This is a genomic window from Enterovibrio paralichthyis (assembly GCF_019209835.1).
Lineage (GTDB): Bacteria > Pseudomonadota > Gammaproteobacteria > Enterobacterales > Vibrionaceae > Enterovibrio > Enterovibrio paralichthyis.
In genome coordinates, this window is sequence record NZ_JAHUTS010000010.1 from 96041 (window position 1) to 113809 (window position 17769).

At 52.7% G+C, this 17769-nt stretch carries 16 protein-coding genes; 6 read left to right on the plus strand and 10 right to left on the minus strand.

What is annotated here, in order from left to right:
• Positions 1 to 6 precede the first annotated feature (6 nt).
• The 7 genes from pqqB to pedF all read right to left on the minus strand — a co-directional run bounded on the left by pqqB (position 7) and on the right by pedF (position 8632).
• On the minus strand, positions 7 to 924 hold the full coding sequence (pqqB, locus tag KU854_RS13555; RefSeq protein ID WP_218359037.1) for a pyrroloquinoline quinone biosynthesis protein PqqB: 918 nt from the start codon (positions 922 to 924) through the stop codon (positions 7 to 9).
• Positions 925 to 1009: 85 nt separating this feature from the next.
• Positions 1010 to 1189: a pyrroloquinoline quinone precursor peptide PqqA gene (gene pqqA, locus KU854_RS25155; RefSeq protein WP_418885859.1), complete on the minus strand. Its 180-nt coding sequence runs from the start codon at positions 1187 to 1189 to the stop codon at positions 1010 to 1012.
• 24 nt (positions 1190 to 1213) lie between these two features.
• Complete coding sequence (locus KU854_RS13565; protein ID WP_218359038.1) at positions 1214 to 3340, minus strand: 4Fe-4S binding protein; 2127 nt, start codon at positions 3338 to 3340, stop codon at positions 1214 to 1216.
• 157 nt (positions 3341 to 3497) lie between these two features.
• Positions 3498 to 5006, minus strand: coding sequence for an acetaldehyde dehydrogenase ExaC (exaC, locus tag KU854_RS13570; protein ID WP_218359039.1), 1509 nt, complete (start codon positions 5004 to 5006; stop codon positions 3498 to 3500).
• A gap of 356 nt (positions 5007 to 5362) precedes the next feature.
• Positions 5363 to 7123: a PQQ-dependent methanol/ethanol family dehydrogenase gene (locus tag KU854_RS13575; RefSeq protein WP_218359040.1), complete on the minus strand. Its 1761-nt coding sequence runs from the start codon at positions 7121 to 7123 to the stop codon at positions 5363 to 5365.
• A 96-nt stretch (positions 7124 to 7219) separates the two neighbouring features.
• Positions 7220 to 8164: a substrate-binding periplasmic protein gene (locus KU854_RS13580; RefSeq protein ID WP_218359041.1), complete on the minus strand. Its 945-nt coding sequence runs from the start codon at positions 8162 to 8164 to the stop codon at positions 7220 to 7222.
• 15 nt (positions 8165 to 8179) lie between these two features.
• Entirely contained in the window at positions 8180 to 8632 is a 453-nt protein-coding gene (pedF, locus tag KU854_RS13585) for a cytochrome c-550 PedF (RefSeq protein ID WP_218359042.1), read from the minus strand.
• A 188-nt stretch (positions 8633 to 8820) separates the two neighbouring features.
• On the opposite strand from pedF, the gene KU854_RS13590 reads away from it, so the two are divergent.
• Genes KU854_RS13590 through KU854_RS13605 form a run of 4 tightly spaced genes read left to right on the plus strand, consistent with a single transcriptional unit; the run spans position 8821 to position 12559 of the window.
• Positions 8821 to 10011: an ABC transporter substrate-binding protein gene (locus KU854_RS13590; RefSeq protein ID WP_218359043.1), complete on the plus strand. Its 1191-nt coding sequence runs from the start codon at positions 8821 to 8823 to the stop codon at positions 10009 to 10011.
• Between the two features lie 40 nt (positions 10012 to 10051).
• Positions 10052 to 11029, plus strand: coding sequence for a PQQ-dependent catabolism-associated beta-propeller protein (locus KU854_RS13595; protein WP_218359044.1), 978 nt, complete (start codon positions 10052 to 10054; stop codon positions 11027 to 11029).
• A 19-nt stretch (positions 11030 to 11048) separates the two neighbouring features.
• Positions 11049 to 11774, plus strand: a complete 726-nt coding sequence (locus KU854_RS13600; RefSeq protein WP_218359045.1) for an ATP-binding cassette domain-containing protein — start codon at positions 11049 to 11051, stop codon at positions 11772 to 11774.
• Complete coding sequence (locus KU854_RS13605; protein ID WP_218359046.1) at positions 11771 to 12559, plus strand: ABC transporter permease; 789 nt, start codon at positions 11771 to 11773, stop codon at positions 12557 to 12559. The genes KU854_RS13600 and KU854_RS13605 overlap by 4 nt, the downstream gene beginning before the upstream one ends.
• A gap of 66 nt (positions 12560 to 12625) precedes the next feature.
• Here KU854_RS13605 and KU854_RS13610 read toward each other — a convergent pair whose 3' ends face one another.
• The 3 genes from KU854_RS13610 to dusA all read right to left on the minus strand — a co-directional run bounded on the left by KU854_RS13610 (position 12626) and on the right by dusA (position 14856).
• Positions 12626 to 13264, minus strand: a complete 639-nt coding sequence (locus KU854_RS13610; protein ID WP_218359047.1) for a TIGR04219 family outer membrane beta-barrel protein — start codon at positions 13262 to 13264, stop codon at positions 12626 to 12628.
• Positions 13265 to 13405: 141 nt separating this feature from the next.
• Positions 13406 to 13672: an envelope stress response protein PspG gene (gene pspG, locus KU854_RS13615; protein ID WP_218359048.1), complete on the minus strand. Its 267-nt coding sequence runs from the start codon at positions 13670 to 13672 to the stop codon at positions 13406 to 13408.
• A 179-nt stretch (positions 13673 to 13851) separates the two neighbouring features.
• Positions 13852 to 14856, minus strand: coding sequence for a tRNA dihydrouridine(20/20a) synthase DusA (gene dusA / locus KU854_RS13620; RefSeq protein WP_218359049.1), 1005 nt, complete (start codon positions 14854 to 14856; stop codon positions 13852 to 13854).
• Between the two features lie 107 nt (positions 14857 to 14963).
• On the opposite strand from dusA, the gene KU854_RS13625 reads away from it, so the two are divergent.
• Positions 14964 to 16037: a site-specific integrase gene (locus tag KU854_RS13625; RefSeq protein ID WP_218359050.1), complete on the plus strand. Its 1074-nt coding sequence runs from the start codon at positions 14964 to 14966 to the stop codon at positions 16035 to 16037.
• Between the two features lie 631 nt (positions 16038 to 16668).
• Entirely contained in the window at positions 16669 to 17523 is an 855-nt protein-coding gene (locus KU854_RS13630; RefSeq protein ID WP_218359051.1) for an endonuclease/exonuclease/phosphatase family protein, read from the plus strand.
• Positions 17524 to 17769: the final 246 nt, after the last annotated feature.

Here is a 17769-nt window from a genome sequence, read left to right on the forward strand (position 1 = left end):
GCCTCCCTAAATCTGGATTTCCATGCCATCAAACGCGATTTCCACCCCGGACTCGCGCACCGCATGGTGCTCCGGTGAGTCGGGGTCGAGAATGGGGTTGGTGTTATTGATATGGATAAGCACTTTGCGCGGATTATCAAACTGGCTTAACAGCGCCAACATGCCATCGTCGCCGGACACAGAAAGGTGCCCCATCTCGGAACCAAGTGAGGTGCCAAGTCCGGCGCGGATCATCTCATCGTCTGTCCACAGTGTGCCGTCCATCATCACGCAGTCAGCGTCTTTCATCGCCTCTAATACTGACGGCTCCGGCGCGCCCAGCCCCGGCGCATAAAACAGGGTTGCCCCACTTCGGGTGTCCACAATCTTGAGACCGATATTGTCCCCCGGTCTTGGCCGGTTACGGTAAGGGGAAAATGGCGGGGCATTGGATGAAAGTGAAATCGGGTAAAACGCCAGATGCGGCACCGCAGGAATACGCCAGCCATCCGGGCTCTCGATATCGACGGTGTGGGTCTGATATCCCCCTTCCCAGTGCTGCATCATGGATAAAATCGGGTAGGTTGTACTGAGTTCTTGTGCCACTTCTGGCGTGCAGTAAAGCTCCAGCGGCAGGCCTTCGCGCAGGATCAGCAGGCCGGTGGTGTGGTCAATCTGGGCATCGGTAACAATCACGGCGCGGATACTGGAACCGCGGGTGCCTTCAGTACGGGCAAGGCGGGGAGAGGCATTGATTTGCTGGCGGATATCGGGGGAAGCGTTTATCACCACCCAGTTGTCACCATCATCACTGACCGCAATGGAAGACTGGGTTCTCGGCTCAGCCCGGCTGGTGCCGTCGCGCACTGACTGGCACATGCGGCAGTGGCAGTTCCACTGCGGAAAACCGCCCCCTGCGGAAGATCCCAATACCTCTATTCGCATCCGTTATCCCTTTCGTTTCTATGGGTAAAAGAAAACAAAAACGGGATGTCACTATCGCCAGTAGACATCCCGCTTTAAACGCGACTCAGCGGTTGCTGATGTAGAGAGTTACTTCGAAACCAAGTCTCATTTCAGTGTAGCTAGGTTTTTTCCACATAAAATTCGCTCCTTGTATCGATACTTCGGGGCAGACTTTTACCCCACAACTGAGCCTAAGTGGTGGCTCCCAATCTACCAATCCTACTTTGTGATGAATTCTCTCCATCAAGACACTGAGTTAGCAGCTTTCTTAATCCCGCATCTTGTTTACCGCCGGTGAGACGGTCACCGGGATCGCCTCGCCACTACGACGGCTGTTTCGGCGGCGTTTGCCATATTTGTCCGCCACGCAGCGGTCTGTGTCATGCAAAATCGCCACACAGGCCAGACACTGCACGCACTCGTTGTAGTCAATGGCACCATCTTTGTGGATGGCGTTGATGCCACAGTGTTTTTCACACAGCCTGCACGGGCTGCCACATTCGCTGCGCCGGGTCAGCCAGCTGAATAGCCGAAAACGCCCCAGCACCGCCAGCCCTGCTCCCAGCGGGCAAAGGTAACGGCAATAGGCCTTGTGCACTTTGGCGCTGATAGCCAGCAGCAGCGCCGCATACACCACAAACGGCAGGCTGCGCACAAACATCAGGGTGACCGCGGTTTTAAACGGCTCGACTTCAGCCAGGGTTTCCGCCAGCGTCAGGCTGTAAAACGCCGTCGCAACCAAGCCCACCAACACAAGGTATTTCAGCCCAATCAGCCTGCCGTGGAGGGATTCGCTCACTTTCCACTGGCGGATCCGCAGCTTTTCTGCTGCCGCCGCCACCAGTTCCTGCAGGGCACCAAACGGGCACAGCCAACCGCAGTAAAGTCCACGCCCCCACAAAAACAGGCTGACAAACACATAGCTCCAGAGCACAAACAGGATGGGATCGAGCAGGAAAACGGTGATATCAAACCCGTTCCAGAGCGACAACAGCAGGGTGTAAATATTGACCACAGAAAGCTGTCCCTGTGCATAAAAGCCGATAAACAGGATGACAAAACTCAGGGAAACCAGACGCACCGGCGTCAAGTAGCGGGCAAAACGTCCCAGACGGTGCTGGAAGACAAACACGGCAGTTAGCAGCACAAGGTAGAGACCCAGCACCAGCACCTCGCCCAGCCGGTCATCCCAAATCCTAAGCCACAGCGGGCGCGGTTTTTCCGGCGGTGCGACCGGGATTTGCACCATGTCAGGCAGGGTAAAATCGGTGTGCACTGAAAAGCTTTCAGACTCCAGGAAGTTCTTTTTCAGCTGTACGGTCATGCCAACGGTGATCGGGAAGGCAGGGTCGAAGCCGCTTTGCGCCGAAAACGTGAAAATATGGGTGCGGTCAAACGGGACAACAGGCTGCGCAAACACTGGCGGCTGAGCATGATATAAGTCCGCATCACGAAGTGGCAGCGGGCTCCCTTCCTGGCGGAGCGTCAGGCGAGCAGGCGTGGTTCCGGCCACAAAGTCTTGCGCCACATGGTGGTACGCGCCGCGGGAACCCACGAGTACCGCAATCTCGCCCGGGGAAAGAGCGTCCATAATGCGCCGGTATTCCTCTTCGCCCAGCAGGTTTTTTCCCACCAATGGCGGGTTGAGAATGGCGAGGTTCAGGTTAATAAACGGGGCATCTTCGAATGCACTGGGGTTACGGGCAGCGGTAAGACGCTCTGTCGCCACACCCATGGCGCTCGCGGCAGCGTCCTCATCCATTTCCCAGTGAAACAGCAGGCCATCGGCGTCCATTTCGGGTAAGGATTTTTCGCTGAAGCTTTCCATATCGAGCCTGGCTTTGGTCACAGAGCCAAAGCCTGACAGGCGGGATTGCGCCACTTTGCGTGCGGCGGCGAGAATGGTGTCGTGCACCACCATCACAGACACAGTGGCTTTGGTGACACCGTCAAAATAGACAATATCGTCACTGACGATATGTTGCTGATTGCTCCCCACCAGCACCTGCTGCTTGAGCGACAACCCGCGGTACTGGTTGATAAAATCAACCAGCGGTTCTTCGCCCAAGCCATGGAGGAAAATGGGTTCATGGTGATTGATCAGCATCAGGCCGACTATCCGCCCGTCCACATCCAGCCCCATACGCAGGTTGATACTCTGGCCGGAAAAACCGGGAAAATCGGTTAAATCATCGGTTTCAAACAGGTAGCCGAGCGGTTGGTCGAGTTGGTAGATTTCGGTGACGGGCAAGGCATCATCGGAGGCTTTCATCCGGGTGGCACTGGGAAACAGCGCCGCCGCTTCCTCACTGACTTCCAGCCAGGGCGATGCCATGACAAAAAAAGGCAATAACATGAGAAGCAGCCACAAAATCAGGGCACTACGCCAACGCATGATCAACCTCAATATCCTTATGCTTTGATGTTCTGCCGGCAGGAAAACCAGGGCAGAAAAAAGCGGGGCATCACACCCCGCAGCATTAAGGCCTCGGGCAGCACGGGAGGATGCGCTGCCGTCGACCACCAGACAAGGACTCGAACAATAAAACGGTTTAGAAGAAGCCCAACGGGTTGATGTCGTAGCTCACCAGCAGGTTTTTGGTTTGCTGGTAGTGGTTGAGCATCATCTTATGGTTCTCACGGCCAATACCGGATTTCTTGTAACCACCAAACGCGGCGTGCGCCGGGTAGAGGTGGTAACAGTTGGTCCATACACGGCCGGCTTCAATCGCACGTCCCATGCGGTATGCACGGTTCATGTCGCGCGTCCACAGACCGGCACCCAGGCCATATTCGGTGTCGTTGGCAATCGCCAGTGCTTCTGCTTCATCTTTAAAGGTCACCACGCTGACCACAGGACCGAAGATCTCTTCCTGGAACACGCGCATGTGGTTTTCACCTTTGAAAATGGTTGGCTGGATGTAGTAACCGCCACCGAAGTCTGCCGCAGAACCACCCAACAGTACTTCTGCACCTTCTGCACGGCCGATATCAAAGTAGCCTTTAATTTTCTCGAATTGTTCATTCGATGCCTGTGCACCCACTTGGGTTTCAGTATCGAGTGGGTTGCCGTGTTTGATCGCCTTGGCGCGCTCAATCACACGGGCAATGAACTCGTCGTAAATGCTTTCCTGAACCAGCAGGCGTGACGGACAGGTACACACCTCGCCTTGGTTAAAGAACGCCAGCACACAACCTTCGATAGCTTTGCTGATGTACTCATCTTCTTGATCCATCACATCTTCAAAGTAGATGTTTGGCGACTTGCCGCCCAGCTCTACAGTAGATGGGATCAGGTTGTCAGCGGCGCAGCGCAGGACATGGTTACCAATCGCTGTTGAACCGGTAAACGCGATTTTCGCGATACGGTTGGAGGTTGCCAGTGCCTGACCCGCTTCAGGGCCCATACCGTTAACCACGTTCAGTACGCCCGGTGGAAGCAGATCACCAATCAATTCCACCAGCAGCAGGATGGTGGTCGGTGTCTGCTCAGCCGGTTTCAGGACAATACAGTTACCCGCAGCCAGTGCTGGCGCCAGTTTCCATGCTGCCATCAACAGCGGGAAGTTCCATGGAATGATCTGGCCGACTACGCCGAGTGGCTCATGAATGTGGTAGGCCACGGTATTGGCATCAATCTCAGCCGCAGAACCCTCTTGCGCGCGAATCGCACCGGCGAAGTAACGGAAGTGATCGACACAAAGCGGAATATCAGCGGCGAGCGTCTCACGCACAGCCTTACCATTTTCCCAGGTTTCCGCCACCGCCAGATATTCAATGTTGGCTTCGATGCGGTCAGCAATCTTGAGCAGGATGTTGGAGCGCTCAGTGGCCGAAGTTGCACCCCAGCTTGCTTTTGCCTGGTGGGCGGCGTCCAGCGCCAGCTCGATGTCTTCGGCTGTTGAGCGTGGGATCTCAGCGATGGGATCACCTGTGCAAGGCGAGGTGTCCGTAAAATACTGACCTTTGACTGGCGGAATCCAATCACCACCGATGTAGTTTGCATAACGCGCCTTAAAGTTAACGACAGCTCCGTCGGTATTTGGTTTTGCGTATATCATTGTCCACCCCTGTGTATTGGTGATTTCCCTGTGTCGTCCCTGACAAGGCCCCAAAGACCATTGTCAGGCGTTGTACATAGAGTATGGAATCACCCCCAGATCCCACCATCGCCCCTTGGTTGGCAAAATCTCATACTTTGGAGTGAGATGACGGGGAGGAGTCTCGGTCTGGGCAGACAACAAACCCGCCTCCAGTATCGCGTGGGCACCCTGAAAATTGGCGTCTCACGGCTGAAACCGACACGCATTAGTTTGCACCATAGCGTTGCACCATTTGGTGGCAATACGGCGGAAAAAGCAGACAAAAAAGCCGGACGAATGTCCGGCTTTGAAAGGTTTCGGGCAAAGACTGTGAGTTAGCCTTTTTTAGGCAGTTTGAACGTCCAGACCATGCCGCCCTGGTTGAAGCTTTTAACCCGTTTGGCCACGTCGCCACCCCACAGTGGCACTGCGCCACCCCAGCCGGAGAGCACAGAAATATATTGCTCGCCGTCCATATCCCAGGTGACCGGGCTGCCGACAATACCGGAACCAGTATTGAACTTGTAAAGCAGCTCACCGGTTTTGTCGTCAAACGCCAACAGATAGCCTTCAGGGTTACCGGTGAAGACCAGACCGCCCGCCGTGGTCAGCACCCCGCCCCACAGCGGCGCGTAGTTTTTGTATTCCCATACCCGCTCACCGGTCTTCGGATCGTAAGCACGCAGCACGCCGATGTAATCGTCATTCAGCGCCTTGATGGTAAAGCCTGCACCGAGGTACGCCGCCCCTTTTTTATAGCCCACCGGTTCGTTCCAGATATCCATTTGCCACTCATTGGCAGGCACATAGAACAGACCGGTCTTCTGGCTGTAAGCCATTGGCATCCAGTTTTTACCGCCGAGGAAAGATGGCGCTGCCACCACTGTTTCACCCTGCTTGGCATCACCTGGATTACCCGGACGGTTGCTGGCGATATATTTCGGACGGCCGTTCTCATCCAGCCCTTCTGCCCAGGTAATTTTGTCCACGAACGGGAAGCCGCGGATAAAGTCGCCGTTGGTACGGTCAAGCACGTAGAAGAAACCGTTACGGTCAGCGGTAGCCGCCGCTTTTACCGGTTTGCCGTTTTCGGTGTAATCAAACGAAATCAGCTCGTTCACACCATCGAAATCCCAGCCATCGTGCGGGGTAGTCTGGAAGTTCCAGACGATTTTGCCGTCGTCCGGGTCAATCGCAAGACGGGAGGAAGAAAAGAGGTTGTCGCCCGGACGCATGTGGGAGTTCCACGGTGCGGGGTTACCGGTACCAAAGAACAGAAGGTCAGTGTCGGCATCATAAGTACCGCCGAGCCATGGCGCCGCGCCGCCACTTTTCCACAAATCCGCTGGCCAGGTTTTACCCGGTGCACCACCGGAAATACCGTTCTCCAGTTTCTTGCCGTCTTTCCACACGTAACCCATGTGGCCTTCCACGGTAGGACGCTCCCACACCAGCTTGCCAGTCTTGGCATCATAGGCACGCACTTTACCGACGATACCGAATTCACCACCGGAGACGCCGGTGATCACATTGCCTTTCACCACAATTGGTGCGGCGGTGATGGAGTAACCGTCCTGATAGTTTTCTACGGTTTTCTTCCAGCGTACCTTGCCGGTTTTGGCATCCAAGGCCACCAGTTTGGCATCCAGGGTACCGAAGATAACCAGATCGTCATACAGCGCCACGCCGCGGTTTATCACGTCACAGCAAGGCATGATGCCATCAGGCAGACGGGCGTCGTATTGCCACAGCTCGTCACCGGTTTTAGCGTCAATCGCGTAGACGCGCGAGTAAGAGCCGGTCACATACATGACACCGTCTTTGATCAACGGCTGACTTTCCTGACCACGCTGCTTCTCACCACCGAGAGAAAAGGCCCAGACCGGACGGATTTCTTCCACCGTTTCCTTGTTCACCATTTCCAGTGGACTGTAGCGCTGACCACGAAGTCCCATGCCGTAAGTCACCACATCCTCTGTGGTCTGCTGATCGGCGAGGATGTCTTGGTCCGTGACGCCCGCAAAAGACGGTGTGGCCGTCATTGCGAGCAAGAGCGCGGCTGAAAGACCGCAGCGTTTGAATGACTTCGTTGTCATAAGGATACCTCTTTGATGGCGCATGCTTTCGCAAGCACGTTCTGTCGTTGCTGTTCTGCCCACCGGCGACGGCAGGCGCCAAGTTTTACGTAGGGTTTACTGTGTTCCTGTCATTATTTCTGGATCGGTTTGCGCCGAGAGAAAGCGCTCCGGGAGCTGGTAATCGACCCCGTACTTCTCTCCCCAGCGGATAAAATCGCCGTTGTTGATGTGTTCCATCACAATGTCTTCCAGCGCATAGGCAAGCTGGCGGTAGTTGGCATGTACCGCCATTCCCAGCTCCCAGTCGCTGCGGCCAAGCAGGGGAAAGGCCAGCTCGGTCAGTTGTTCGGTTGGTGCTTTTTTCCCTTCCCCGCCTGGCTTTTGGTGCAGCCACTCAAGCTGGGAAGCCATGCCCATCACCATGGCAACATCGCCGCTTCGCAGGGCTCTGAAAGCCTCGGGTACGCTGGGGAAGGTGTGGGTGTTGTCACGGAAACGACCGCCCATGGCGGTAGTGAGATAAAACTGGGGAACGGTGTCGACTTCCACGCCGACGGGGTAATACATAAACCGGGCTGCGGTTTGCGGTTTGTCCATCTGCGCAGCATCGTAGGCCATAGCCCAGCGCTCGCGCTGGTAAGGGGCGAACATGTGCACTAACTCATGGGCGGGCAGCCCCAAATCATCACGCTTAAACGCAAACTCCCTGTCGTAAGGTACCCGCAGCATCACATCAGCCTTGACCCGCTGGCCGTCTTCACTGGTGAGGTTCATCCCTTTCCAGAGGTAATTGCGCATGTCGTCATCGACCGTTTCGTCCGGTGTCATCCAGCGAAGGTCGAGTTTAACGCCGAGCCCCTGCGCCAATGCCTTGGCAAGCTCAATGTCTATCCCGGCCGGTTCGCCGTTTTCATCGGTAAAGGAATAGGGCGGAAAATCGCGATACACCGCAATGGCAATCTCCCCACGCGCCTGGATGTCATCGTAGGAGAGCGCCTGTAATGGCTGTGACAGGCTCAATACCAGCATCAAACAGAGGGTGACCATCAGTTTTCGCATCTTCCGCCCTCCCTGTTAGCCGTTTTCCGGTGCCACGGATTCCAGCCAGGTGCGGATAGCCCACAGCGCTTCCTGGTTGAGGTGCTCGGTCATTTTAGGCATGTAAACCGCACCGTTACGCACTGCGCCATTCTGGACACGGTAGATGTACCACTCGTCACCGTCGTAATCCGGCGCCAGCATTCTGAGATCCGGAGCGATGCCGCCGGAAATACCTTCCAGGCCATGGCATCGTGCACAGTTCTGGTTGTAGGCAGAGGCGCCGATGCGCTCGACTTCCACCCGCACCTCCCCTTCCACTTCACGGTAGGGATTGGTGTCTGACCACTCTTCGCCAAGGGTGGGAATGGTGGACGTATCGATAGATTGCGGGGTGACGTTGCCGTGGGCGAATGCCATTTGCGTGCCGAAAAAGCCCAGCAGTGCAACAGCGGTAATAACGCAGATGTTTCGTTCAACCTTTTCCATGTTTCTCTGGCTCCTAATTTGCGGTGCTGGAAAAAGTGTAGGAGCGGCAGTGCGTTGAGAACATGGTACAAAAGCGGGGATATTCCTCATTCTTTGGGATGAATTTTGCCAAAGTCTCGTCCCTGCTTTTGGCAAACAGCATGGCAGCCGCATACAGTATTAACGTGATTAAAAAGCGGGCTGTGTAAATGAAGAAACGGGAATCAAGCACCGGAAAAACAGGGAATTACCTCGCCATCATCAGTGTCTTGCTTATGCTGACTGGCGCAGTAAAAGCCTATGCCGTAGAGGTGGCATTTGGCCTGTTAAGGCAGCCGGTGGAAACCACCACCGCGGTGCCGGAGTATCTGGCTGAACCGGAAAATAACGGTGAATCAGGGGCAGAGCTTGCAGTCAGTGATGCTAATGGCACTGGCAAATTTCTTGGCCAAAAGTACAGCATCCATACCCAAACCAGTGACGACCCGGCGGCAATCAATGCTGCGGCCAAGGCATGGTATGACACCGGCATGCGCTTTTTCCTCGCCGACCTCGACACTCCGCTGCTACAAGGCCTGCGAAAGGCATTGCCGGACGACGCCCTGATTTTCAATGTCGGCAATCAGGATGACGCTCGGCGTACCACGGTATGCCTGCCCAATACCCTGCATACTGCGCTGAGCTATGGTATGCGCGCTGATGCCCTCGGCCAGTGGCTTCGTGTCCGTCGGTTGACGGAGGTGTTTCTGGTTTCAGGTATCACCGATGCTGATGCCAAGTTTCTCGCTGCGACCAAATCATCACTCAGGAAGTTCAACCAGAAAATAATCAAAGAGAAGGTGTGGAATTTTGATACCGACCTTCGCCGCACCGCTTCCGCCGAGCTGCCCCTTTTCACCCAGGCGAGTGATTACGACGCGGTATGGGTGATTGATGAAAGCAACCTTTTCGGCCAGCACCTCCCCTACAACACCTGGCTGCCCCGCCCTGTTATTGGCACTCATGGCCTGCGTGCTGATGGCTGGAGCTATGTGATTGAACAGTGGGGTGCGGTTCAGCTTCAAAACCGCTTCACCAAAAAATTCGACCGCCCAATGACAACCAAAGACTTCGCCGCTTGGGTGGCAGTACGTTCCGTCAATGAGGCAGTCACTGTACTCAACAGTGGTGATGTGAACACGGTTTTGCCTTTTATCATGAGCGATAAATTCCAGCTTGCGGCCTATAAAGGGCGCAAGCTCACCTTCCGGCCATGGAACGGTCAACTGCGTCAAACCGTGCCCTTGTTCGATGCCCAGGCGCTGGTGGCCAGTGCTCCGTTTGATGGTTTCTTGCATCCGCGCAACGAACTCGATTCCCTCGGTGTCGATGAAGCGCAAAGCGAGTGCCGCCAGTTTTGAACCCTGTTGGAAACCTGACAGTTAACAGAAGGACATCACCATGAACTTTCCCAAACCCTTGCTTGCCATGACCCTTGCGGCGCTGCTCGCGTCACCTGCCATTGCCAAGGAAGTGGCCTATGTTGCCAATGAAAAGGATGACACCATCAGCGTGATCGACATGGACACCATGGAAGTGACGGACACCATTGAGGTCGGGGATCGTCCCCGGGGAATTGAGCTCAGCAAAGACGGTACCCAGCTCTATATCTGTGCCAGTGAATCTGACACTGTGCAAGTGATGGATTTGGCCACTAATACCATTGTCGGTGAGCTGCCGTCCGGTGAAGATCCGGAACTGTTTGCCCTGAGCCCGGATGGCAAGCGCCTCTATATCGCAAACGAAGATGATGCCCTGATGACGGTAGTCGATATTCCAACCACCAGTGTGGTGGCGCAGGTAGAAGTCGGGGTTGAGCCTGAGGGCGTGGCGGTCAGCCCGGACGGGAAAATGGCGATCATCACGTCAGAAACCTCCAACATGGCGCACTGGATTGATACCGAAACCAACCAGATGGTGCACAACACCCTGGTGGATGCCCGCCCGCGCTACGCCACTTTCACACCGGACGGCAAGCAGCTTTGGGTCAGCGCAGAGATTGGCGGCACCGTGTCGGTGATTGATACCGATAGTAAGGAAATCATCAAGAAAATTGGCTTTGCCCCCAAAGGGGTACACAAGGACAAAGTGCAGCCGGTGGGCGTAAAAATCACCGCTGACGGCAAAACCGCTTTTGTTGCACTTGGGCCTGCAAACCATGTCGCTGTGGTCAATACTGACACCTTGGAAGTGGAAGATTACCTGCTGGTCGGCCGCCGCGTGTGGCAGATGGCATTTAATGAAGCGCAGGACAGACTGCTGGCCACCAACGGAGTCAGCGGCGATGTTTCCATCATTGATGTGCCCAACCGCGAGGTGATCAAAACGGTGAAAGTCGGCCGCTACCCTTGGGGCGTGGCGGTACGCCAGGTTGAATAGGAGACGGTGATCCCGGCGCATGATTGATGTTTCTGCTCTTACTCACCACTACGGCCCGCGCTGCGCGTTGGATGGAGTTTCATTCTCCCTTGGGCGCGGCCTGCATATGTTACTTGGCCCCAACGGCGCCGGAAAAAGCACCCTGTTTTCACTCCTGACCCGGCTGACCCCAGTGCAACAGGGTGAAATTCATCTTTTGGGTCAAAAGCCTGATCGGAACACCATGGCAAAGCTTGGCATGGTGTTCCAGCAAAATACCTTGGATCTGGACTTAACCGTGGGGCAAAACCTCAGTTACTACGGGGCGCTGCACGGTTTCAGCAAAGCGCAAAGCCTGAAGAAAGCCGCGCCATTGCTGGAACATTTTTCCCTGACGGACAGGCTCAATGACAAAGTTCGCAGCCTTAACGGTGGTCACCGCCGCCGTACCGAGCTGGTGCGTTCATTGATGCACGCACCGTCCATTTTGCTGTTGGACGAACCGACCAGTGGCCTCGATCCCAAGGCGCGATCTTCGCTGTCTGACGCGGTACGTTCGCTCTGCGACCAGCAACCGCTTTGCGTGCTGTGGGCCACTCACCTGATTGAAGAGGTGGACGACAAAGACGATGTGGTGATCCTCCACAAAGGCAAGCTTCGGGCACACAATACCGCTCAGGAGTTACGCACGCTCCACCAGCACCCGACCCTCGCCAAAGTGTTTGCTACCCTGACAGCCGATGACGGCACGGAGCGTGGTGCATGAAATACTGGTACGCCTTTGTCGGCATTTGCTACCGCGAGTGGTTGCGCTTTTTTTCCCAGCGGGCACGTTTCGCGGCCAGTCTGGTGCGCCCTTTGCTCTGGCTGGTGGTGTTTGCCGCCGGTTTCCGCGCCGCGCTCGGCATCGCTATCATGGAGCCCTACAGCACCTACATCAATTACGAGGAATATATCCTGCCCGGCCTGTGCGCCATGATTTTGCTGTTCAACGGCATGCAAAGCTCCCTGTCGATTGTGTATGACCGCGAGATGGGCAGTATCAAGGTGCTGCTGACCAGCCCGCTTCCCCGGCCATTTCTGCTGCTGTCCAAGCAGATCGCGAGCGCCCTGGTGAGCGTGTTGCAGGTGGGGGCATTTTTAGTGATTGCCGCCCTGTATGACAGGCCGCTTTCCCCCATGGGGTATCTGATGGTGATCCCCGCCCTTTTCCTGGTTGCCCTGATGCTGAGTGCTCTCGGGATTGTGATTGCTTCGCGCATCAAACAGCTGGAAAACTTCGCCGGGGTGATGAACTTTGTCATCTTCCCGATGTTCTTTCTCTCCTCCGCTCTCTATCCGCTGTGGAAAATGCAGGAAGCCAGTTTGTGGCTGTATGACATTTGCCGTTTTAACCCCTTCACCTTCGGGGTCGAACTGATCCGCTTTGCCCTCTACCAACAGCTCAACCTCAATGCGCTTTTGGTGGTGGCGGGTTGTACCTTTGCCTTCGTGGTACTGGCAGTAATTGGCTTCCAGCCCGTCAAAGAAACCGGAAAGAAAGGCGGCTGATTTCACCAGATTGCAGGCACAAAAAAACCGCGCCGGAGCGCGGTTTTTGTCTTTCTAACCGGGAGATTAGAAGTTCAGCTCTACACCACCGAAGAAACCGTCGTTTTGGAACGATTGCTTGGTCGCGAAGTAGTTGAAATCGTAGTCCTGAATGCGGTAGCCCGCTTTGAAGTTCAGGTCTGCAGCCACCAGGCCCACAGTGAACAGAATACCTGCTTCACCATCTACGGTGTTGTTTTCGTCGTAGCTACCAAAGCTGAAGCTACCGAACAGTGATACTGGCGTTGCAGGAATGCCCAGGCGCACGTCTGAGTATACGTTTGGCTGCCACTCGTCAAACTGCTGACCATCAAAACGGCCAGTGAAGTTTTGCAGGTTCAGACCGATGTCGAAAGACAGCAGGTCATTGTCCAGGATTTCGTAGTACGCAATGAAGTCATACTGGGAGAAATCGGTGTTGAACTTTGCAGATTCCACGCCGGTGTAACGCACTTTCGCGTTAGGGATCAGCGGGATGAAGTGTTCAAAAGCGGCGTAGTAAGATGGCTGAACACTTGCGTCATCGGCACGAACGTCGTTGATTTTCGCATCCGCGTACCACGCATCTGCGCCCACTTTCGCCCCAAGAAGCACTGCTGACTGAGCCGGCATTGAAAATGCGCCTGCCACTGCCAGCGCAGCAAGAGAAAGGTTTAGTTTTTTCATTTGAAAGGGCTCCGCCTTACATTTTTGAGTTTATGTTTGCGAGCACTATAGCAAAACCAAGACAAATATTCCGCACATCCTGCCGGATTTTTATGCGGAATAGGTCAATAACGCTGTCTGCCCCTGCAAGGCGGGCGCCGGTCAGTACCGGCGCGCATTGTGGTAACGGCGGGAGCGTTTGTAACAATAGTCACGGCACTGGTGTGCGGTTTTATCCCGGCCTTTAAGCAGCCATACAATCACCGCAATCAACACAATCCATGGCAGCAACTTAAACATCAGGCCGACCATACCGGCCAGTGCCATCACGATAAACCCTACCGCCATTGCAGCGATGATGCCGATGAAGCTCAAACCTGTCGCCAACAGCGCAATGGTAAAACCAACCAGAAACAGAAACTCAATCATCTGACCCTCCTAAGGTACGTGACGTTCCATTGATGTAGACGTCACTGCACGAAGCAGGCCAACTTTACAAAAACCAAAATAATCAGACAGATAGCAAAAAGGCGTCACAACTGCCTGTGACGCCTTCTAAAAGATTTAGCAATTTACACCACATAAAGTGGCTTTTTTAACCAGTGTGGTTACACATCCAGATGTTCTGGAATTTTCGCCAGCGCGGCTTCCAGCACTTCAATGCCCGATCCCGGTTTGTGGGCATTTTCACTGATGTAGCGGCGCCACTGGCGTGCGCCCGGCATGTTCTGGAACAGACCCAGCATGTGACGGCTGATGTGGTTCAGGTAAGTGCCTTTACTTAGCTCCGCCTCAATGTAAGGGAACATCGCCTTTACGGCATCGCTGCGCTTGATGATTGGTGCATTGCTGCCAAACAGGCGGCTGTCAACTTCCGCCAGCATGTATGGGCTTTGGTATGCTTCACGGCCAACCATCACGCCATCCATGAACTGCAGGTGTTCTTCGCACTGATCCAGCGAGGTGATGCCGCCGTTAATCCCCATAGTCAGGTGCGGAAAGTCTTTTTTCAGCTGATATACGCGCGGGTAATCCAGTGGCGGAATTTCACGGTTTTCTTTCGGGCTCAGGCCAGACAGCCAGGCTTTACGGGCATGGATAGTGAAATCGGTGCAACCGCCTTTTTCGCTGACAGTGCGTACGAAGTCCACCAGAAAGTCGTAGCTGTCCTGATCGTCGATACCGATACGTGTTTTCACCGTTACCGGCACGTCCACCACCTCTTTCATGGCCGCAACACAATGGGCAACCAGTTCGGCTTCACCCATCAGGCAGGCACCAAAACGGCCGTTCTGAACGCGGTCAGACGGACAACCTACGTTGAGGTTGATTTCATCATAGCCACGTTCCACCGCCAGCTTGGCACAATGCGCCAGATCGACCGGGTTGGAACCACCCAGTTGCAACGCCAGCGGATGCTCTTCCTCGTTATAAGCCAGAAAGTCGCCTTTACCGTGAATGATCGCACCGGTCGTCACCATCTCGGTGTACAGCAGTGCATTCTTGGAAAGGATACGGTGGAAGTAGCGGCAATGGCGGTCAGTCCAATCGAGCATGGGCGCTATAGAAAAACGATTCGCGGCGTATTTATTGGCTTTATCAGTGTTTTGCATGATTTAGTCTCAAATCAACACTGTACAAATATACAGTGAATTACCTAGAATCTGATGGAAAATCCTCTTCCAGTCCCCCTATAGTCCCCCTCAAGGAGTAGGACAAAATGGCAAGCTACAGCATAGAAACTCGAAAGCTAAAAAGCGGTGAACTTAGGTTCAAGGTAACAGTAGTCGTAAAAAAAGATTCGCGCATTATACACAGGGAAAGCAAAACTCTAAAAAAGAAAGCACTCGCTAAATCATATGGAATGCGCAGAGTGGCTGAACTGGAGTCAGAAGGGGTACTGAACAGGCCCAAGTCAGTCCCCCTTGCGGTACTCCTCGATTCTTTTATGGCCGAACCCGAATTGTGGAACAGAACCGGACGAACTAAGCGCTATGTGATTAAGTTACTTAGAGATTGTGACATTGCAAAAGTTGAGAGCAATGAACTGAAAACCAGTGACCTGATCCAGCACTGCAAAAATCGCAAGGGTGCGGGAGCTGGCGGCGCTACCATCTATCACGATATTGCTTACCTACGTTCGGTGATGAAGAAAGCCAAACCTGTTTTCAATATTGCTGCCAACTTTCAGATTTTTGATGAAGCGGTCCCCGTTCTGACTGATATGGGCTTAATCGGTAAAAGCCAGAAGCGCACTCGCCGCCCTACTTCCGAAGAATTGAAATTATTGAAAGAAGGTTTGGAGAAAAGGGAGTCCTTTAGGCCGAATGGGAAAACACGAATCCCATTTACCGATATTCTTGAGTTCAGCATCCTTACCTGTATGCGCATTGGTGAAGTCTGCTCGATTCGATGGGAAGATCTCGACCAAGAAAACAAAACAGTGGTGGTAAGAGACCGAAAAGACCCGCGCAAAAAGACCGGCAACCACATGCTTGTTCCTTTGCTTGGGGAGTCTTTTGATATTGCTCTTAGACAACCAAAGAAAGGTGATCGCATATTTCCCTACAACCCGCGAAGCGTGAGCGCAGGATTTCAAAGAGTGCGTAACGAACTAGGCATTGAAGATTTGAGGTATCACGACTTGCGAAGAGAGGGAGCAAGCCGATTGTTTGAAAAGGGCTACTCAATTGAGGAAGTAGCACAAGTCACAGGACATAGGAGTTTGGATGTACTTTGGCAGGTTTATACTCAGCTATTCCCCTCCAATCTACATAAAAAGGCTCAGCAATGAGCCTTTTTTATTAATCTAAACAACTGAAATAAAACAAATTTCAAAAAAACACAACCACAAAACGCCCACACGGTAAGATTTATAGGCTATATCGTAGCGTTGCGAATCTGCCTTAGTCTCTTGTTAGCACACAGCACTTTCCTGATTCAGCGAATCTTCATATTGCTTTCTGCGTTTAGACGACTCTGCGCAAAGCGGCTTTACAATGTAATCATATGACGCACTGTTAAAGCCTTGTTTTTCTAACGCTAACAAGCATTTGCTTTCGCTTTAGATTCTAATTTATGGGCAATCACTTTATCTATAACTGGTCTAAAACGATTCTTACTACGGTAAGACATTCAATCATTCTCTTATTAATAAATCCACTGAATATTGCAGATTCTACCTTTTAAGTTCAATTGCTTATGTTTAATAACGCCGCGTTAAGTGGTGAACAACGCTACCACCAAACCTAAACCATTGCGCCATAAACACGAAACCCAACCCTGAACTGAAAATGCCAAGCGTTGGGAATCACTCTCAAATTTATTGTTAGCTGTCAATTGTACACTTTGTGACCACACGCATAGAAAAACATATAAAAGACTATTATTTTACATACTAAATTATCAACAAAAAGAAAGTTATTATGAAAAAACTTACCCTCCTTGCTACAACAATACTTCTTTCCACAACTTCTTTTGCTGCAACTAGACTAAATGTTGATGGAGCTGTACAAACCGAAACAATACGCATTGCTTCATATAACATTATGGCATCTCGAATGGGTGACACTGTGGCCATTCGTGATGCTATAAAAGAAATAAATGCAGATATTATCGGACTGCAAGAGGTCGATAACAAAACAGGACGCTCTGGTAAAAACTTCAGTTCTAAAGGTGTAGAACCAATAAACCAAGCTGAATACTTTGCTAAAGAACTGAACATGCACTTCGCATTTTGTCAGGCTATCGAGTTTGATGGTGGCTCATATGGACATGCCATTCTTTCAAAATACCCTGTAAAAACAATTAAGACCGTACAACTACCAAATAAAGACAACAAAGAGCAACGAGTGGCTTGTGCCGTTGAAGTTGATGTACCTAACTACCCTGCGCCTATCATTGCGGTGACAGCACACCTTGACCATACTGACACCGACTTGAGACTTGCCCAAGTTCGCGCTCTAAATGGAAACTTTTCAGCTTGGGACTTTGAACATGGTACTCCAGTAGTCATTGGCGACTTAAACCTACCAACACAATCCAATGAATACTTTGAGTTACAACAATGGTTCAAAGAAACAGATAAAGACCTTCAACTTACAGCCCCCGCTTGGAATCCAGATCGAAAAATTGACTACATTATGACGAGTACAGCGCAAGAATGGGATATCGAGAATGTTGAGATTCCAAAGCCAACAGCAACTGTTTCTGGTAAAGCGTGGTATGAAATTTCGGATCACTTGCCAGTAATTGTAGATATGAAACTTACAGAAAAATAATAACTCCATATGCGCCGTTGTTGATTCAGCGGCGTATAGCTAACGCTTATTAGCTAGCTTCCACCCACCTAACTCAACTCACTTTGTGAATGGCTAATTTTAACCGGACAACAATACCACTTATTTATCAAACAGCTAGGCATATGAACAATCAAACCTTATGCAAACTGTGTCCCATATCATTAATCAGTATGCCTTCCTTACTACAATCGCAAAAAAGCCCACTTCAAAGAGTGGGCTAACACA